General features: G+C 29.7%; 11 protein-coding genes and 2 pseudogenes. 5 read left to right on the top strand and 8 right to left on the bottom strand.

Annotation, left to right across the window (positions count from 1 at the left end; translation table 11 throughout):
- Nucleotides 1-15 precede the first annotated feature (15 nt).
- Together J5U23_RS07530 and J5U23_RS07535 are read left to right on the top strand one after the other, a co-directional pair.
- Nucleotides 16-879, top strand: a pseudogene (locus J5U23_RS07530) (IS630 family transposase).
- Between the two features lie 540 nt (nucleotides 880-1,419).
- Nucleotides 1,420-2,094 carry a hypothetical protein gene (locus J5U23_RS07535; protein ID WP_218267413.1) on the top strand — a complete coding sequence of 225 codons (675 nt, stop codon included), beginning with the start codon at nucleotides 1,420-1,422 and terminating at the stop codon, nucleotides 2,092-2,094.
- A gap of 571 nt (nucleotides 2,095-2,665) precedes the next feature.
- Here the strand turns inward: J5U23_RS07535 and J5U23_RS07540 are convergent.
- From J5U23_RS07540 to J5U23_RS07565, 6 genes are all read right to left on the bottom strand, one after another.
- Complete coding sequence (locus J5U23_RS07540; RefSeq protein WP_322789634.1) at nucleotides 2,666-3,280, bottom strand: hypothetical protein; 615 nt, start codon at nucleotides 3,278-3,280, stop codon at nucleotides 2,666-2,668.
- Nucleotides 3,281-3,304: 24 nt separating this feature from the next.
- Nucleotides 3,305-3,607, bottom strand: a complete 303-nt coding sequence (locus J5U23_RS07545) for a winged helix-turn-helix domain-containing protein (protein ID WP_218267415.1) — start codon at nucleotides 3,605-3,607, stop codon at nucleotides 3,305-3,307.
- Between the two features lie 597 nt (nucleotides 3,608-4,204).
- The gene (locus J5U23_RS07550) at nucleotides 4,205-5,095 is read right to left on the bottom strand and encodes a hypothetical protein (protein WP_218267512.1); all 891 of its coding nucleotides are present in this window, start codon (nucleotides 5,093-5,095) and stop codon (nucleotides 4,205-4,207) included.
- Nucleotides 5,096-5,504: 409 nt separating this feature from the next.
- A complete protein-coding gene (locus J5U23_RS07555; RefSeq protein ID WP_218267416.1) occupies nucleotides 5,505-6,569 on the bottom strand; it encodes a S24/S26 family peptidase in 1,065 nt (354 codons plus the stop codon).
- A 47-nt stretch (nucleotides 6,570-6,616) separates the two neighbouring features.
- Nucleotides 6,617-7,396 carry a hypothetical protein gene (locus tag J5U23_RS07560; RefSeq protein ID WP_218267417.1) on the bottom strand — a complete coding sequence of 260 codons (780 nt, stop codon included), beginning with the start codon at nucleotides 7,394-7,396 and terminating at the stop codon, nucleotides 6,617-6,619.
- A 217-nt stretch (nucleotides 7,397-7,613) separates the two neighbouring features.
- Nucleotides 7,614-8,732, bottom strand: a complete 1,119-nt coding sequence (locus J5U23_RS07565; RefSeq protein WP_218267418.1) for a LamG-like jellyroll fold domain-containing protein — start codon at nucleotides 8,730-8,732, stop codon at nucleotides 7,614-7,616.
- Nucleotides 8,733-9,016: 284 nt separating this feature from the next.
- Between J5U23_RS07565 and J5U23_RS07570 the strand changes: the two genes are divergently transcribed.
- Nucleotides 9,017-10,066, top strand: a complete 1,050-nt coding sequence (locus J5U23_RS07570; RefSeq protein WP_218267419.1) for a hypothetical protein — start codon at nucleotides 9,017-9,019, stop codon at nucleotides 10,064-10,066.
- Between the two features lie 180 nt (nucleotides 10,067-10,246).
- On the opposite strand, the gene J5U23_RS07575 is transcribed toward J5U23_RS07570, so the two are convergent.
- Both J5U23_RS07575 and J5U23_RS07580 read right to left on the bottom strand, forming a co-directional pair.
- Nucleotides 10,247-11,170, bottom strand: a complete 924-nt coding sequence (locus J5U23_RS07575; protein WP_218267420.1) for a glycosyltransferase family 2 protein — start codon at nucleotides 11,168-11,170, stop codon at nucleotides 10,247-10,249.
- A 1,076-nt stretch (nucleotides 11,171-12,246) separates the two neighbouring features.
- A pseudogene (locus J5U23_RS07580) lies at nucleotides 12,247-12,455 on the bottom strand (IS630 family transposase); the annotation flags it as partial.
- 110 nt (nucleotides 12,456-12,565) lie between these two features.
- On the opposite strand from J5U23_RS07580, the gene J5U23_RS07585 reads away from it, so the two are divergent.
- Together J5U23_RS07585 and J5U23_RS07590 are read left to right on the top strand one after the other, a co-directional pair.
- A complete protein-coding gene (locus J5U23_RS07585) occupies nucleotides 12,566-13,564 on the top strand; it encodes a glycosyltransferase family 4 protein (protein WP_218267513.1) in 999 nt (332 codons plus the stop codon).
- Nucleotides 13,565-14,348: 784 nt separating this feature from the next.
- Entirely contained in the window at nucleotides 14,349-14,639 is a 291-nt protein-coding gene (locus tag J5U23_RS07590) for a winged helix-turn-helix domain-containing protein (RefSeq protein ID WP_218267421.1), read from the top strand.
- Nucleotides 14,640-14,658: the final 19 nt, after the last annotated feature.

A 14,658-nucleotide genomic window follows, 5' to 3' on the forward strand; every position in this document is an offset into this window, starting at 1 on the left:
AGATTAAAAAGCAGGATCAGAAAACTCCTCAAAAAGAAGCCCAAGAACCTAAACGAAACCAAAGCAAGAGGAATACTACTATACTTGGAAGGAATGAAAACTAGAAAAATAGCCAAAATACTACAAGTGCACTTGAGCACAGTCTATAGATGGATCAACCAATTCCACAAAGAAGGAGAAAAATGCCTATTCTACAAGGAGAGAAAGGGGAGGAAAAAGAAGGTTGACGAAAAGGAAATAAGTGCAGAAGAACTCCAAGGCAAAACCATATGGGAAGCAAAAGCCTACATAGAGGAGAAATTTCACGTTAAATCAAGCTACGTAACAGTTTGGGGAATGTGAGGAAGAGATTGAGAATTTCCTACGTAAAGCCTTATAAGTTTAACAAGAAGAGGCATTTAATGCTGATGATATTTTGAGAAATGGACTAAAGAATGTTATCAAGAACGGCGGTTTTCATGAATGAGTCCGATATTCATCACGACCCTTCTAAGGTTGGGAGTGTATAATGTTCGCGTTGATTATCCCGGTAAGAAGCTTAATGTTCTCGCTTCTATTCCCTTGTTTGACGGTGTTCCTTTTTCATGTCCACTAATTCCAATGTTAATTCTAGGGTATTTGTGGAGTTTCTTCATTTGCTTAGGGTTAGGAATTCCGGTCCTATCGTGTTGATACTTGATAATGCCAAGTTTCACGAGAATGCTTACGTTTTTTACGTTTCTCAGCTTGGTATTATCTTGCTTTTCTTGCCTACGTATTCTCCGGATTTGAATCCGATTGAGTTGGTCTGGAAGGACTTGAAGCGTTGGGTTAATACTTATTATAATCTTGAATACGCTCTTGATTCAATGGAGGAGGAGTTCTATTATTTATTTTTGACCCATGATTACACAAGTTATTGGGTTAATAGGTTTCACGACGTGCTCGAGAAACTGAAGGAAGAAGCTAGTATGAAAAGGTTTTTATCAATTCTCCTTTATTATTTGTTCTCAAGTTCTATCAAGTTTAATTCATCAACTATTCAAACTTCTTTGAATGTTTTTCTATATTTTGTATTGGGAAATATTATTTTCTCCTTCGCGTCTATTAAGAAAAAGACTATAATATGTTTTATATAAGAGGCGGAGCGTATAGAGCCTATTTATGAAAAAGACTATAATCTATTCAAGAGAGATGGCTCCCTTGAATGAGGCCTACTTGAAGGAAGTCAAGAATATTAGGGAGGATCTGATATAATTTTACTACATGCTCTAGAATAAGATGACTGCATGAGAACAGACCCGGAAAAAAGAATATATTATAAATAAAGATCATATATTACATAATGATAGATTGTATATACGATTTTGAGAGTTGGTATCGACCATTTTTGGACAATTTTACCATATTACTTAAAATATTTCGGGGGTAAATATAATTATGGTAAATCTCTATGATTGCGCATTGACGATTGAGGAACTAAAGATGAAAGGCTATTTAGATATTTCTGAATTTAAAGAAAAAAATTATAAGAATGTGCATAAATTTATCCAATTCTTGACGAGGAATGAGATAGTTAAAAGAACAAGAAATCGTTTATTACTTCTAGGTGACTTTCCTAAGTACTTTATATATAACATTTCAATATTAACCAATATTAATAACGATCATAAAGAGGCTGAATCTGAAATTACAATAAATATAATACCCACAAGTAAATTATATCTAGTAGAAGTGAAGGAGATCTTAGGAAGAGTAATAGGTTATGAGAAAATAAGAATCAAGGAATCTATTATAAGCTATTCTAATTATAGTAAAAATTTTAACCTTGATTATGATCTACCGTCGTGGAATATAATATCGGTTAAAAGTAAATATTTTCATTTAATTGAATCAGATAATAATTGGAAATTTATAAAATATAATTTATTTCTAAATATTTTTAATTTCAATCTTAATGTTAAATTTCATTTTAATCCCAAAGACTATGGAATATTTTATTCAACAAATTTGGAAGATATGAGAATAAAATGTCCATTTAATAGTAACAATACAGTTAAGTTAAGTCTAGTCTTTCCCTTTAATACTGGACATTACTCTGTTAGATGGAAATAATTGATTCTGTGTTCATGTTTTATTAGATTTTTAATGCGTATTTCATTGCTGAATAGTCAACGTTGCTTTTCGTAAGCGGCTTGCCGTTAAGATAGTTTACGTTAGTATTACCGACAATTTCTTAGTAAAAAGTCTAACTTTATGGATTAGTTCAATTTTTCATATTTAGAACTAACACTGGCCCATTAAATGGGAAAATGAATACGCTCCTTTAACATTTTTTACGCTTTCATTATTCATGCAACTATTCAGATAAAAAGCTATTAAATGTTTGGATATCGGAACTACGATTCCTTTGACTTTGTTTTCCCGAGCATAAAAGCTACCTTCCATTTTAAGACTTTATAGCACTAACATTTCAGTAAAGTTATTAGACTTAATTAAGCCCTTCACATATAGTGTTTTTCACAATATAGTCCGAACAGTAAAGTTGTTAATATAAACGAGTTTAGGACAAGGGACAAGACTAAAAATTAGTTAAGGAAAAAGACTAAACAAAACAAATGCTTTTTTATATAAATGAAAATTTCAATATATTGAAATTATTATGAAAAACATACAAGTCCTTCGATTAATAATAGATAAGGCTAACATTATTTCTATATATCATTGTAGTGTTTTTCTTGGAATTTTCCTTAATTATATTTATATTTAATTTATTATAATTAATTATTAATAGTATAAGTATAATTAATACAATTGCGAATTCACCGATAGCTAACAATACTGCATAGAAATAAAAGTTTAATAAACTAGTGATCATTGATAAGGGTATTAAAATAGCCATAGTTGATATTAATAAGATAAGTAATTCCGTAAATAATTTGCTATAAAGCTTTATGTTTTTTGCTATTCTTTGTATACGCATTAGTTCTTCAATTTTATTTAAAACCACGTTTAGTTGATCTTGAATTGGTTTTATTTTTTTCATTGTGGCATTGTATATTTGATCCCAATCTTTTCCCTTCATACTAGTAATATATATCATTATTTCTTGGAGCAGATCAGTAACATTGCTATCACTTACTAACTCTGTTAAGAAAATGAGAAAATCTAAAGTCTTTTTCATACTGATTTCCTTTTGCTTCCTATCTATTTGTCTTATATATTTTCTCATAGCTACCTCTGCTGATATTCCAAAAATAATTGCAATCAAAAAAGTACTTAAAGACAATATGTTTAACAAAACTTTCTTCCTCTTTCCTCTATATCATCTTTTAATTAATTGCCTTTCATCCTTTAAGTCTTCTAAAGATTCCCTTATTTCCTTAAGCTTTTTTAAGAGATTAATATATTCCATGACTCTATTTAACTGCTCATATCCCTTAGCGGTTAGTTTATATTCATTGTTAACAAAAGTTATTAAACCCTTTTTTTCTAGCAATCCCGTATATTTGCAGAATAATCTATAGCTTAAGTTAGTTTTATACATTAGTCTAGTTTTCTTAATTCCTCCTTTACATTCTTCTAAAATACTGGCTATTATCTCCATCCTGTTTCTCTTTCTACTCATATGTTATAAAACGCTTTATTTTCATAAATAGATTTCTGCTCCTATATTACCATTATATAGCAGGTTAGACCAGCTAATAATTAAGATGATATAAAAATATCTGAGGAGAGTAAAGTTTATATTGATTGAATTTATATAACATAAAGAGCAAAAATTCCCTTTACATAAGGCCTACTATACATTTATTTTCACTTCAATAATATATTAATGTATAATTGTAATTTGTATTTCTTCTCAAAAAGTGATTAATATAGAGTCTTTTAACACCAATTCTAAGAGACGCTATATCCACTAATTGGTAAGTTAACTATCTTAACGTTAAAAATGCTAAACTATTTATTGAAGGTAACGCCAATCTTTAGATTAGGCGTTACTACTTATTGCCACTAACAAATTGGTATAAGCGTTCTTATTCATGAATTCCTTTTTAGAGTATAACACTTATTAGATCTATATGGATTTAAATATAAATAGTTTCTTAATAATTCAATATATATAAATTCTGAGCAAAACATGCAGCAAACTTTCCTATAACAGTTTATAAGATAAATTAATAAGATACAGTATCCTTATTTGTAAATAAACTATTTTTTAATATTAACTAGATTTTCTATTATTATAATACACATAAATAACGTCATTATCGATTATATAAAATCCGTTATCAAACGCTATTGGAACCTTGCCATATTGCTTAACCACTCTGAGAAAATCTTCCAAATTGCTTATCTCTATTAACATGTTTGTAGGTGGTGGTGAAGGTCCTCTTACTGATTGTCTCCTTATAACATCGTAAATACTGGGTAATCTAATAAAAATTATAGCAATACTTAGAAGTAAAAGAAATCCACCAAAATAGAAATAAGCGTAATTATATCCACTTTCCAGATTAACATATACTTGTTTATAGAAATTACCCGATATCGCAGGATCATTAACTACGTTAACGGTCACATTGGGATATCCTATATATATTAGAATTGAATTTGTATTATTAAAAGGTATATTTCCATAAGGATAATTCATGACACCATTAAAACTGATATTTAATATTATAGTATAACCTCCCGTTTGAATTTGTAATTGTTTATCAATAATATTCATTAGATTTTCATAATAGCTAAAATTGGGTATAAATATAGTCATTTCTTTATTTAATACTCCTCTTGTACTTCCTAAGCTTTTTGACCAATAATCAGTTTTGATACTCTCGTTAATAGTGTAAGTTCCATTAATAGAATTTGCAGTAGTATTTACTATAGCATTTACTGTGAAATTTTTAGTTAAAATATAAAACATTGAATTAGTATTTACTGTGGTTCGATTATTAAATAGTATCGTTTTATTTATATTAAATACTGTAATATAGTAAATATTAGTATAATATGAGGAAATAGGAATAGACTTGGATATAGTAATTTCATGATTAGACTTTATCCCTGAGTATATCAGAAATATTGCTGAGCTTATCAATACTATAGCTATAATAATTTTCATATATAATAGCTTAATATTCCCTCACCCCCTCCATAATAGAGAATGATTATCAGTAATTTCAAATTATTTAAATTATTTACTCCAAATTGGAAAAAAGGTTGATTCCCTTCTTCTATAAGTTCATTCGTTGCTGTTATATAATTTCCAGACAAATTATAGTAATTGCTACTTCCATACGCAATTATATAGACACATTTAACATATGTATTAAGATAACTAGATTGAATATTTATTTTTATAAGAGATATATTATTAATATATTGCTCCTGAATATTTATAATATTATTAGTTATGTATATATTGGAAGTATATAATGAAAGATCGAAGGCTGGAGTAAACATTGCAAGAGATATAATAGATATAAGAAATGCTATAATAGAAATATATAATAGAAAGAGTCTCATACCTTATTACCAGCCACAATTACTATAATAATAAAAGATAATAAAGCTAATGTATTGATAGAAGTATATAATAGTAACGATAATAGAGGAGCATTCATATTTATAGAAAAAGGAAGTAGAGTTACTATTACATAAGTCTTGACGATTAATTGATGCAAACCCCTGTAGCCACTTCCTAATATTGTAATTGTGACATTACGTGATTGCTTAGGGTAAAGTATAAAATAGTTATCAGTTATACTGTAATTTCCTTTGCCTAATACATTTATTGTAACCACTACTGGAAATAAAAGCTTGTCTGAAATTGAATAGGAATATTGTTTAGATTGGTTATATAAAATTACACCTAAATTTACTGCTGATGGTTGATTAACCCCTCCTGCCAAAATTCCTTGTTGATTTGATACTGAATAAACTATTGTATTATAAGTAGTAAAAATTGTAGAAAGGATTAACAAAAAGGAGAAAATGATTATTCCCAAACTGATTGTAAAGGCAACTTTCGAGAACTTAATGTCCTTTCCCTTTTTCGAGATACCAGTATTCAAAAAGATCAAGATAGAAAATAATACTATAGTAAAAATGATATTAGACCGTAGAAAGACGATAATTTGGCCTAAATAAGGAAATATAAGGGGTCTTCCATTTATTAGAATTGCCTTCCCATATACTTCAGAAGGCGTTATAGGGGGCATGTATATCTGATCAATAAAATTATTGTTTACGCCTTTTGTAATAAACGTATCATTAGGTAATCTACTGATAACTTGATGGATGATATAAGGAGGATATCCCGGTATTTTGCCGTAATCTGGATCTTTAAATACGATAATGCTTCCGTTAGTTATAGGCCCAGCTAAGGGTTCGGGAATAGTTAATACTACATCTCCAGGTTTAAGAACAGGGAACATGCTATATCCGTAGGTGATTGCTAGGAAAGTAGGCCTTCCAAACAAATTTGAGGAAGTTATTATTATAGAGAAAACAACTAATAATATCAATAATATATTTATCAATATTTTAAAAGACTTAGCTAAAGCGTAATATAAAAAATATGACATTAAAAAAACACCATACCTTATTTTCTTAACTACCTTTAACCTTTTATTTAGCTTTGATAGCCATATAAGTTCAGAGCTGCAGTAAATGTTGCACCGCTATTTCCTAGTGTACCGGTACTTCCTAGCAATACTAAGAAGTAAATGTTAGCACCCGCACTACCTCCAGATCCAATAGTAACTGATGTAGTTCCTATCTGGCTTGCAATATTGCTTGGCAAACCATAAGTTGCTAATACCCAAAATGACTGGCCGTTAATAGTAACCATGCCAGGAGTACTACCTGCTTGAATTTGAATCTCATTATTAGGGAAGCTTGTTAATTTTTGCACTAGAGTAGTACCTGGAGTTGCTAATACTAGAATTGTTATTGGTAAATTGTTTGTCTGGACGTTCTCTAAACTTGCAAACAGTTGTGCTTGCGCATTGCTATTACCTGGGTAGTTAAATTCTACTTCAGCTATTGCAAATAAGTAGGCTGCAGAATACATTATTGGTGTAGGATTGCTTACAGGGGAACCTGACGGTGGATCTATTTCTGCTGCATAGTCTGCAGTACCTGGTGCTATAGGCGGTAATGTTATACTAAGGCCTCCATTGCCAGAAACCGCAGAAAATTCTATTGGATCTATCTGTAGTAAAGCATTTTGACTGTCTATTTGAACTACTGATCCACTAGTTTGATTGCTTACCACGAAACCTACTACAAATGCTTGATAGACTAGTAGAGTCGCTAGTGCTACAGCCATAGAGATTGCAGCTATGAGTTTTGTATTCACGTTCTCACTAATTTTATGTGTGTTTCCAATATTTTTAAACCTAGTGTGCATTTGGGAATTTTAGCATATTGATTCTCTTTAAATTAAACAGAAAACTGATCTAACTTTAGTAAATGCCGTTATAAGAAATATCATGATATCAAGCAATTTATAGATATTTATATGTAATCACTTTTAATATAGCATATTAGTTTATGTAATATCTTACAACTAGCGTTAAAAAGTATATAATACTAAGCTGATAATGAAGGACGACATTAGCTCTTTACTAGATAGGACCATTATAAAATAGACTACCTATTCTCTGAAAACCTTTACCGGTTATAAGATCACCTAAATACATTATATATCTATAAAGGGCCCATAAAATAATTGATTGGTCTACTGGATCTTGGAGTGGTGATGAAGCTAATTGTGAGATTTGTGATTCTGATAATACTGAATTATATAATTGTATATTCTCTATATACGAAAACCAAGAAGATAGATTAAGTCCACCTTGTTGTGACTGAATCGGAAAATTATTGATCCATATGTAAGCAGGACTTTTATATTCTATTTGGATTTCAGCTGAGCTAACCATTTTTCCATTAATATATAACTGTGTATATCCGTTATTCCATGTTATACCTATATGAAAAGGCGTAGATTGAGGAGCAATACTGGAAACTTTCCCTGAACTTCCGCTAAAAATTATAGAGTTTTGAGTGTTTTGCAGAGTCCATACTATTCCTCTCTCAAGAGAACCATACGATAAGATATATCCTCCATAAGGGTTTTGCATTCCATTTACCCATGCAGAAATAGTAAATGAACTAGGCTCACCAATAGTTTGTTTTCCATTACATAATAGGAGACTTTCATACGTATTGGTAAAGAGTACATAGGGATTCAAGGAAAATATATTTCTTTTAGTTAACAAATTGTTTATTATACCTATAGTTTTATACCATAGTACTCTTATATTTCGTAGTTGCAAGGATAAGATAAATGGGAGACTATTGGAATTAACGTAAATAGTTGCGTTTCCTTCAATTTCTACATTACTCGAAATAGAAGGCGAATTAACTGGATAGAAATTACCAAAAATATCTATTTTTCCATATCCATACTTTGATTCCACGTACTCTAATGCTTCGTATATGCCACAAGTTCCAGATCCGTCACTACATTTCCCATCAAATAATATTTGTCCATCATTATCAATGGCTTTGTAACCTATCTCGGGATTGCCATAGACTATAGCAAAATATTCATATAAAGTTCTGTTTTTAGTTACTTGAAGTAGACTACTTTTAGGCTTGTTTCCTAAGAAGATTGCTAATCCGGCAATTGTACTTCCTGCTATGGCTAGTCCTATAAAATCCCTTCTTTTAAGCTTTACCATTATTTATTCCTTTTGAATCAAGCTTAAAAACATATCTATTATTTTAGTCTTAATTAGAATAATTTCATATTAATAGAATAGTTAATTTTAGCCTTAGATATACAATAATTAATTTATTATATTAGAATAGCAATCACGGAATTTTTCGTCAATTATCACCTTAGCCAAAATCTATTAGCTGCACTATTTAAAAACTAACGATTTTCAAAAGATGTTGGAAAATAGCCTATAAAGCGAAATCTAGGATAATACTTATTATCTTGTTATAAGATATTTAATTGCAAATGTGTACTACTCATTTAGAAGCTGATGAGTTATATTACTCAAATGATCCTAGAAATGTGTTACGTTTTTACGAAACGTTTGATTCAGCAGAAGAGCTAATAAACTGGATGAGAGCAAGACCTAAGGCAAACGTTAGTATTCATGAAGTGGAAGGTGATACTGATATAGTAATTGTAATTCCTACCGCAAATGTTAGTAGTGATTATGTTAAAATTGATTTGGACGTATATAAAGGATTTCATGTAATTTTCTGTGAGAGCTCTGGAAGGTATTTTAATTATGCTCATAGCGTAAATATATGTGTTAAGGAAGCAATGAAATATAATCCAGAATGGGTTATATTTTCAAATGATGATATATACAAGATTGATGAACCTTATATTTTACGAAATCAACTAAAAAAATTAGATTATAATGACGTTTCCGCAATTCTTCCTTCTGATAGAAATTATCAGTTTCATTACAGCGAACTTAGAATTTTGAAACCAACATTTATAAAAGGTTATAGGAGTTTTTTACTTGGTTCTTTATCATTAATATATGACGAGATACTTAGGAAGTCAGTTAAGGGTAATAATATGTCTTTAATATTACTTTTAGCTAGGGCTCAAATTTACTATACTAAATTGCTAAGGAGATTTAACTTGCCTTACGTAGATTTAAGAGTAGTTGATAAGACATTAACATATAAAATAAGAGACATAATTGAGAAATTGCTCAATGAGTATATAAATTCATTTACTATTAAAAAATTTGGTGATTTTGGGGGATTTAGCAGAGCTTTTCTAAACAGGAATAATGGCGTAAATTTTGATGAAACTTTTATAAATGGGGTTGAAAATTATGATCTATCTTTTAAACTTATGATAGAAAAAGTGCCGGTAAAAATAATAAGATATAGAAAAGGCTCTTATAAGGGTAGAAGTCTTGGAGTGGGTATAAATAATAGAGGAATATCTAGAAATTTTAGAAATTTCGCTAATTATATGTATTTTGCATACAAACATTATAATAGACTATTATATAATAATGATACAAAATCCACTTAATCAACTTGCATAGTATCTAAAGGGTTAAAAAGGTAATGCTAATTAACTTCATGAATAATAACACCAAGAGGCATTATTATTTATCACCTCTAAATTAAAATAGATTTTCGTTGATTTAGAGTTTATGAAAATACAGATGAGATAATATTTACGCTCTAACTCAATAGCAGAGTTATCTTATTATTGTACCCTACTATTGTTATGCAAAATATGATATTCTATTCGCTTTAATACAGTTGCTATTCCTGCAGTTAAAAATCCTTGAACTCCAACTAATGTTAGTGCTGTTCCTATAAGGGCATACCCACTATGAAAGATGCCATAGAGTAAATAGCCTATGAACGTGTATCCTAAAGCTATTAATCCTGGAAATAAGAATATACTTGCAATTATAGAAAAGAATAAGATTGGGTTATAATCTTTTGCCATCTTTATAAGATAAGATATTATCTTCATGCCGTCTTTAAAACTAGATAGTTTTGCTTTTCCTCTTCTCTTCTCATATTTTATATCTACATATGTTACTTTTCCTCTCTGTATCATCTGAGATACTATTTCGAGTTCTATTTCGAATCCTTTAGAATTTAGATTAAGTGTTCTAGCTAGATTAGTGTGAAGAACATACATACCAGAAAGAATATCTCCTACATCAACTGAAAATATCAAGACGAATAACTTATTAATTAACGCGTTTCCGAATCTATGTAATAATGGAATATTTTCTTTAGATCTCCTACCTATCACTTCAACGTATTTTGGAACGTGTAGAATCAGCTTATCTAACTCTTTAGGAGGATAAGTTGCATCTGCATCTAAGAATGCTACATATGGGGTATCGACATAATCAAGAGCCGTTTTTACTGCACCTGCTTTTCCAGACCAATGTTGATAAATTACTCTGGCTCCTTTTTCTCTAGCTATTTTTACAGTAGCATCAGTTGAATATCCGTCTATTACTAGAATATTTTTATATCCATTAGCGTTAAGTTCGTCTAAAACTTTCTCTATTCCTTCCTCTTCGTTTAAAGTACATAAAACAACAGTGACTAAGTCTTTAGATATACCTAAATCTACATTCTCGTCACTAGCTCCTTTTTTTGACATCAGATATAAATATAAGCCTTTACATTTAAGCATTTTGCTTAAAAATAAGTAGATTTTATGTATCAAAACACCGAATCATATAGTGAAATTCTTTAAAAGCTACATAAAGCTTATATAGACTTCAGCAGCGCTTTAGTATTTACTTTATTACTTTTATAAAGAGAAATGTTAAGTAAAATTAATCCATCATATTCTTAAGTTAAGGGAAGCTGATAAAGAAGAATAAGGAGTTGAACGAGGCAAAGGGAATATTATTCAGAGGAGATAAAAGCTAGGGAAATAGCTAGAATACTACAAGTGTATTTAAGCACGGTTTATGGATAGATTACTGAGTTCGAGGTGAAGGGAGAGAAATGTTTGTAGTACAATAAGAAAAAGGTAAGACCATATGGAAGGTAGAAATTATTAACTATCGTTAAAATACTACTAGTACTTAGCGTTTGGCCTAATTATATAATTCTTTGGCTCGCGGTTACTAAGAAACTAATAATGCTACGTAAAAACTTATATTAAAATCGATTATTATAGTCTGTAATGAGAATTCATATATCATATTCAATCTTAATAATATATGCTTAATTGCGGTAATATATATCTAATTGATAGAAGTGTTATAAGTTTTCGAAAAGCTCTAATAAATATGTTTGTACCTTAACATTAAATACAGCTATCGTGAATCAATATACAAGTTCTTACATATATTGTGGTTTATATTAGAGGTTAAACTAAAATGTCCTTTATGATGACCATTAGTCCTTATAAATTATATAGTCTTTTTCTTAGGAAGTGAGAAAAAAATAACTTTTATCAATACAAAAAATGGAATAACATTGAAGAAGTATGAATAATTAATGAATTAAGCTTGATAACACTTGAGAATAAATAATAAAGTGGTGTTGATAAATTTTTCATACTAACTTCTTACTCCAGGTCCCTGAGCACGTCATAAAACTTATTAACCCAATACCTAGAATAATAATGCGTTAAAATTATATGACAAAATTCCTCCTCCATTGAATCAAGAGCGTACTCAACGTTATAATAAGTATTAACCCAACGCTTCAACTTCTCCTAACCTTAGAAGGGTCGTGATGAATATCGGACTCATTCATGAAAACAGCCGTTCTTGATAACATTCTTTAGTCCATTTCTCAAAATATCATCAGCACTAAAGGTCTCTTCTTGTTAAACTTATAAGGCTTTACGTAGGGAATTCTCAATCTCTTCCTCACATTCTCCAAGCTGTTACGTAGCTTAATTCCACGTGGAACTTCTTCTCAATATAAGTCTAGTTATACGTCATATTATGAACAAAATTACTATATTTAATTAATTTAATATACATTTCTATTCCGATAAAACATAAATCATTTATACCTTAGTTTTATATAACTCATACAGATGAAAATCGGCTTTGTAATGATGGAGAGCATTTATCCTCAAAGAGGCGGTATTCATGAACAAGTATATTTATTGTTAGGAGAATTGCATAGACGTGGCTATGATGCAGAAATAGTAGCATATTCGAAAAGAAATGTAGATCAAAAAGGAAAAAGGCTTCTATGGTTAAGACAAAGCTCTCCTGCTTTTATTTCCAAAATATCTAAATATGATATAGTTATTTCTGAGACTGCTTGGCCTATTATACCATCCCTAATGTCTAGTAAAATCTTTCATAAAAAATGTATTTTACATTTACATTCTGTTGAATCTAAGCAGGACGTCGGTTTAAGTTTACTAGGAAAAGGCATAATAACTTTCTTTGAAAGGTTATCAATTTTCTGTGATATTATATTGGTCCCTTCAAAGACTGAAGAGAGAGTATTAAAAAGTAGTAAAGTGAAAATATTGCCGAACATTATTGATATGGAAGCATTTAATTTACATAAACCCACAGAATTGAAAAGACCTGCAGTGGTATTCGTAGGAGGTATGGGATATCCTCCTAACAGAGAGGCAGCCGAGTTTATAGTAAGGATTTCTGAAAAGCTGAAGAACATGGGTAAACATGTAAATTTTTACTTAGTTGGGCCATCACCACCTAAAGTTAGCCCACCAGTTTACGCTACAGGGTACGTAGAGTCCACTATTCCATTTATATTATCAGCTGATATTTGTATAGCCCCTCTAAAACGAGGTGGAGGTGTAAAGCTTAAAGTTTTGGAATATATGGCAGCAGGAAAGCCAATAATAGCCACAAAAAAAGCTGTAGAGGGTATAGATAATATAAAATATATTAACGCTGAGACAGAAGATGAATTTATTAATAGGATATTAGAAATCTTGAGCGGTAAAATAGACTTAAACTTTGCTGAAAATAAAGATATAATATTGAAAAATCATACTCCGTCTGTCGCTGGAGATATTCTTGAGAAAATAATTAAAGGTATATAAAATTTATTAATGTAGGTTTTTTAAACTTTACGCAAAAGGGGAAAGACATGAAGTAATTACCTAGATTTTTTCTATGATACTTCTTAAAGTTTATATTTATTCCTAGTAGTATCTTTAAGACCTTCAATCTTGTTAAGACTAGAAATAGTGCCCTCACTGAGCTACAAATTAATTAAGTTAACTAATCTTCATGTAGAGAAGACATTAAACTGATATACTTAATATACGTTTGAAATATTAGGAAGAGAATTTATAGCTTAATGGTGACACCATGACACTAGATGACAATGTCGTCAATAGGTTACAAATTCTGCTTTGGCAAATTAGATTCATTACTTCAATTAACATTTATAATCTGTAAGGGGGAAATTCATCAGTGCAATACTTTATAACATAATGACAACACTCTCAGACTAGTCTAGTGTGCGTATTATCTAATGATGTAACGTTTTCATTCTTTCTATATTATGCTTTTCAATTCTAATTTTAGGCTTTACCTTAAACCTTTATAGCTGTTGAAAGAGATTTCTGTTAGAGAGACGCTGTACTCAAAGACTAGATTTTACTATTATTAATAAAATTCAAAATCAGTTTTTCAAAATTACATATAAAATAGGAAAATTTAAATAACAATAAAGCATAATAGATGTAGTATTTAGATCTCCTTCTATCAAATCTTTATAGAGTTTATTAGATAAATAAAAAATTCAATGATTCAAAAATTTAAAGATAATCTCGTAAATTTCGAGAAAACTTTTTAACAATAATATCAATATTATAGATTATGATTGATCATAGAAGAAGGACTAAGACTGAAATAATTTATAGTATTTTAAGAGGTTGTAGTGAAGGAAGTAAGAAAACTAGATTGATGTACCTTGCTAAGTTGAACTATTCAGTTTTCATGAAATATATTTATGATATGGAAAAAATGAATTTAATAGAATTTAATGATGGAAAATGTGTTCTGACAGATAAGGGAAAACGAGTACTAGAATTGTTAGATAAATATATGGAGATATATAGTAGGTTTAACGAAGTTAAACAGAAATTAGAAGAGCTAATGCAGCCTTGATCTTAAAATATTATTTTAG

The organism is Saccharolobus shibatae B12 (genome assembly GCF_019175345.1).
Lineage (GTDB): Archaea > Thermoproteota > Thermoprotei_A > Sulfolobales > Sulfolobaceae > Saccharolobus > Saccharolobus shibatae.

Coding starts and splice junctions, on each gene's coding strand:
- J5U23_RS07590 (WP_218267421.1), top strand. CDS start 14,349: ATGATTGATCATAGAAGAAGGACTAAGACTGAAATAATTTATAGTATT.
- J5U23_RS07575 (WP_218267420.1), bottom strand. CDS start 11,170: ATGTCAAAAAAAGGAGCTAGTGACGAGAATGTAGATTTAGGTATATCT.
- J5U23_RS07535 (WP_218267413.1), top strand. CDS start 1,420: ATGGTAAATCTCTATGATTGCGCATTGACGATTGAGGAACTAAAGATG.
- J5U23_RS07570 (WP_218267419.1), top strand. CDS start 9,017: ATGTGTACTACTCATTTAGAAGCTGATGAGTTATATTACTCAAATGAT.
- J5U23_RS07565 (WP_218267418.1), bottom strand. CDS start 8,732: ATGGTAAAGCTTAAAAGAAGGGATTTTATAGGACTAGCCATAGCAGGA.
- J5U23_RS07560 (WP_218267417.1), bottom strand. CDS start 7,396: ATGCACACTAGGTTTAAAAATATTGGAAACACACATAAAATTAGTGAG.
- J5U23_RS07555 (WP_218267416.1), bottom strand. CDS start 6,569: ATGTCATATTTTTTATATTACGCTTTAGCTAAGTCTTTTAAAATATTG.
- J5U23_RS07545 (WP_218267415.1), bottom strand. CDS start 3,607: ATGAGTAGAAAGAGAAACAGGATGGAGATAATAGCCAGTATTTTAGAA.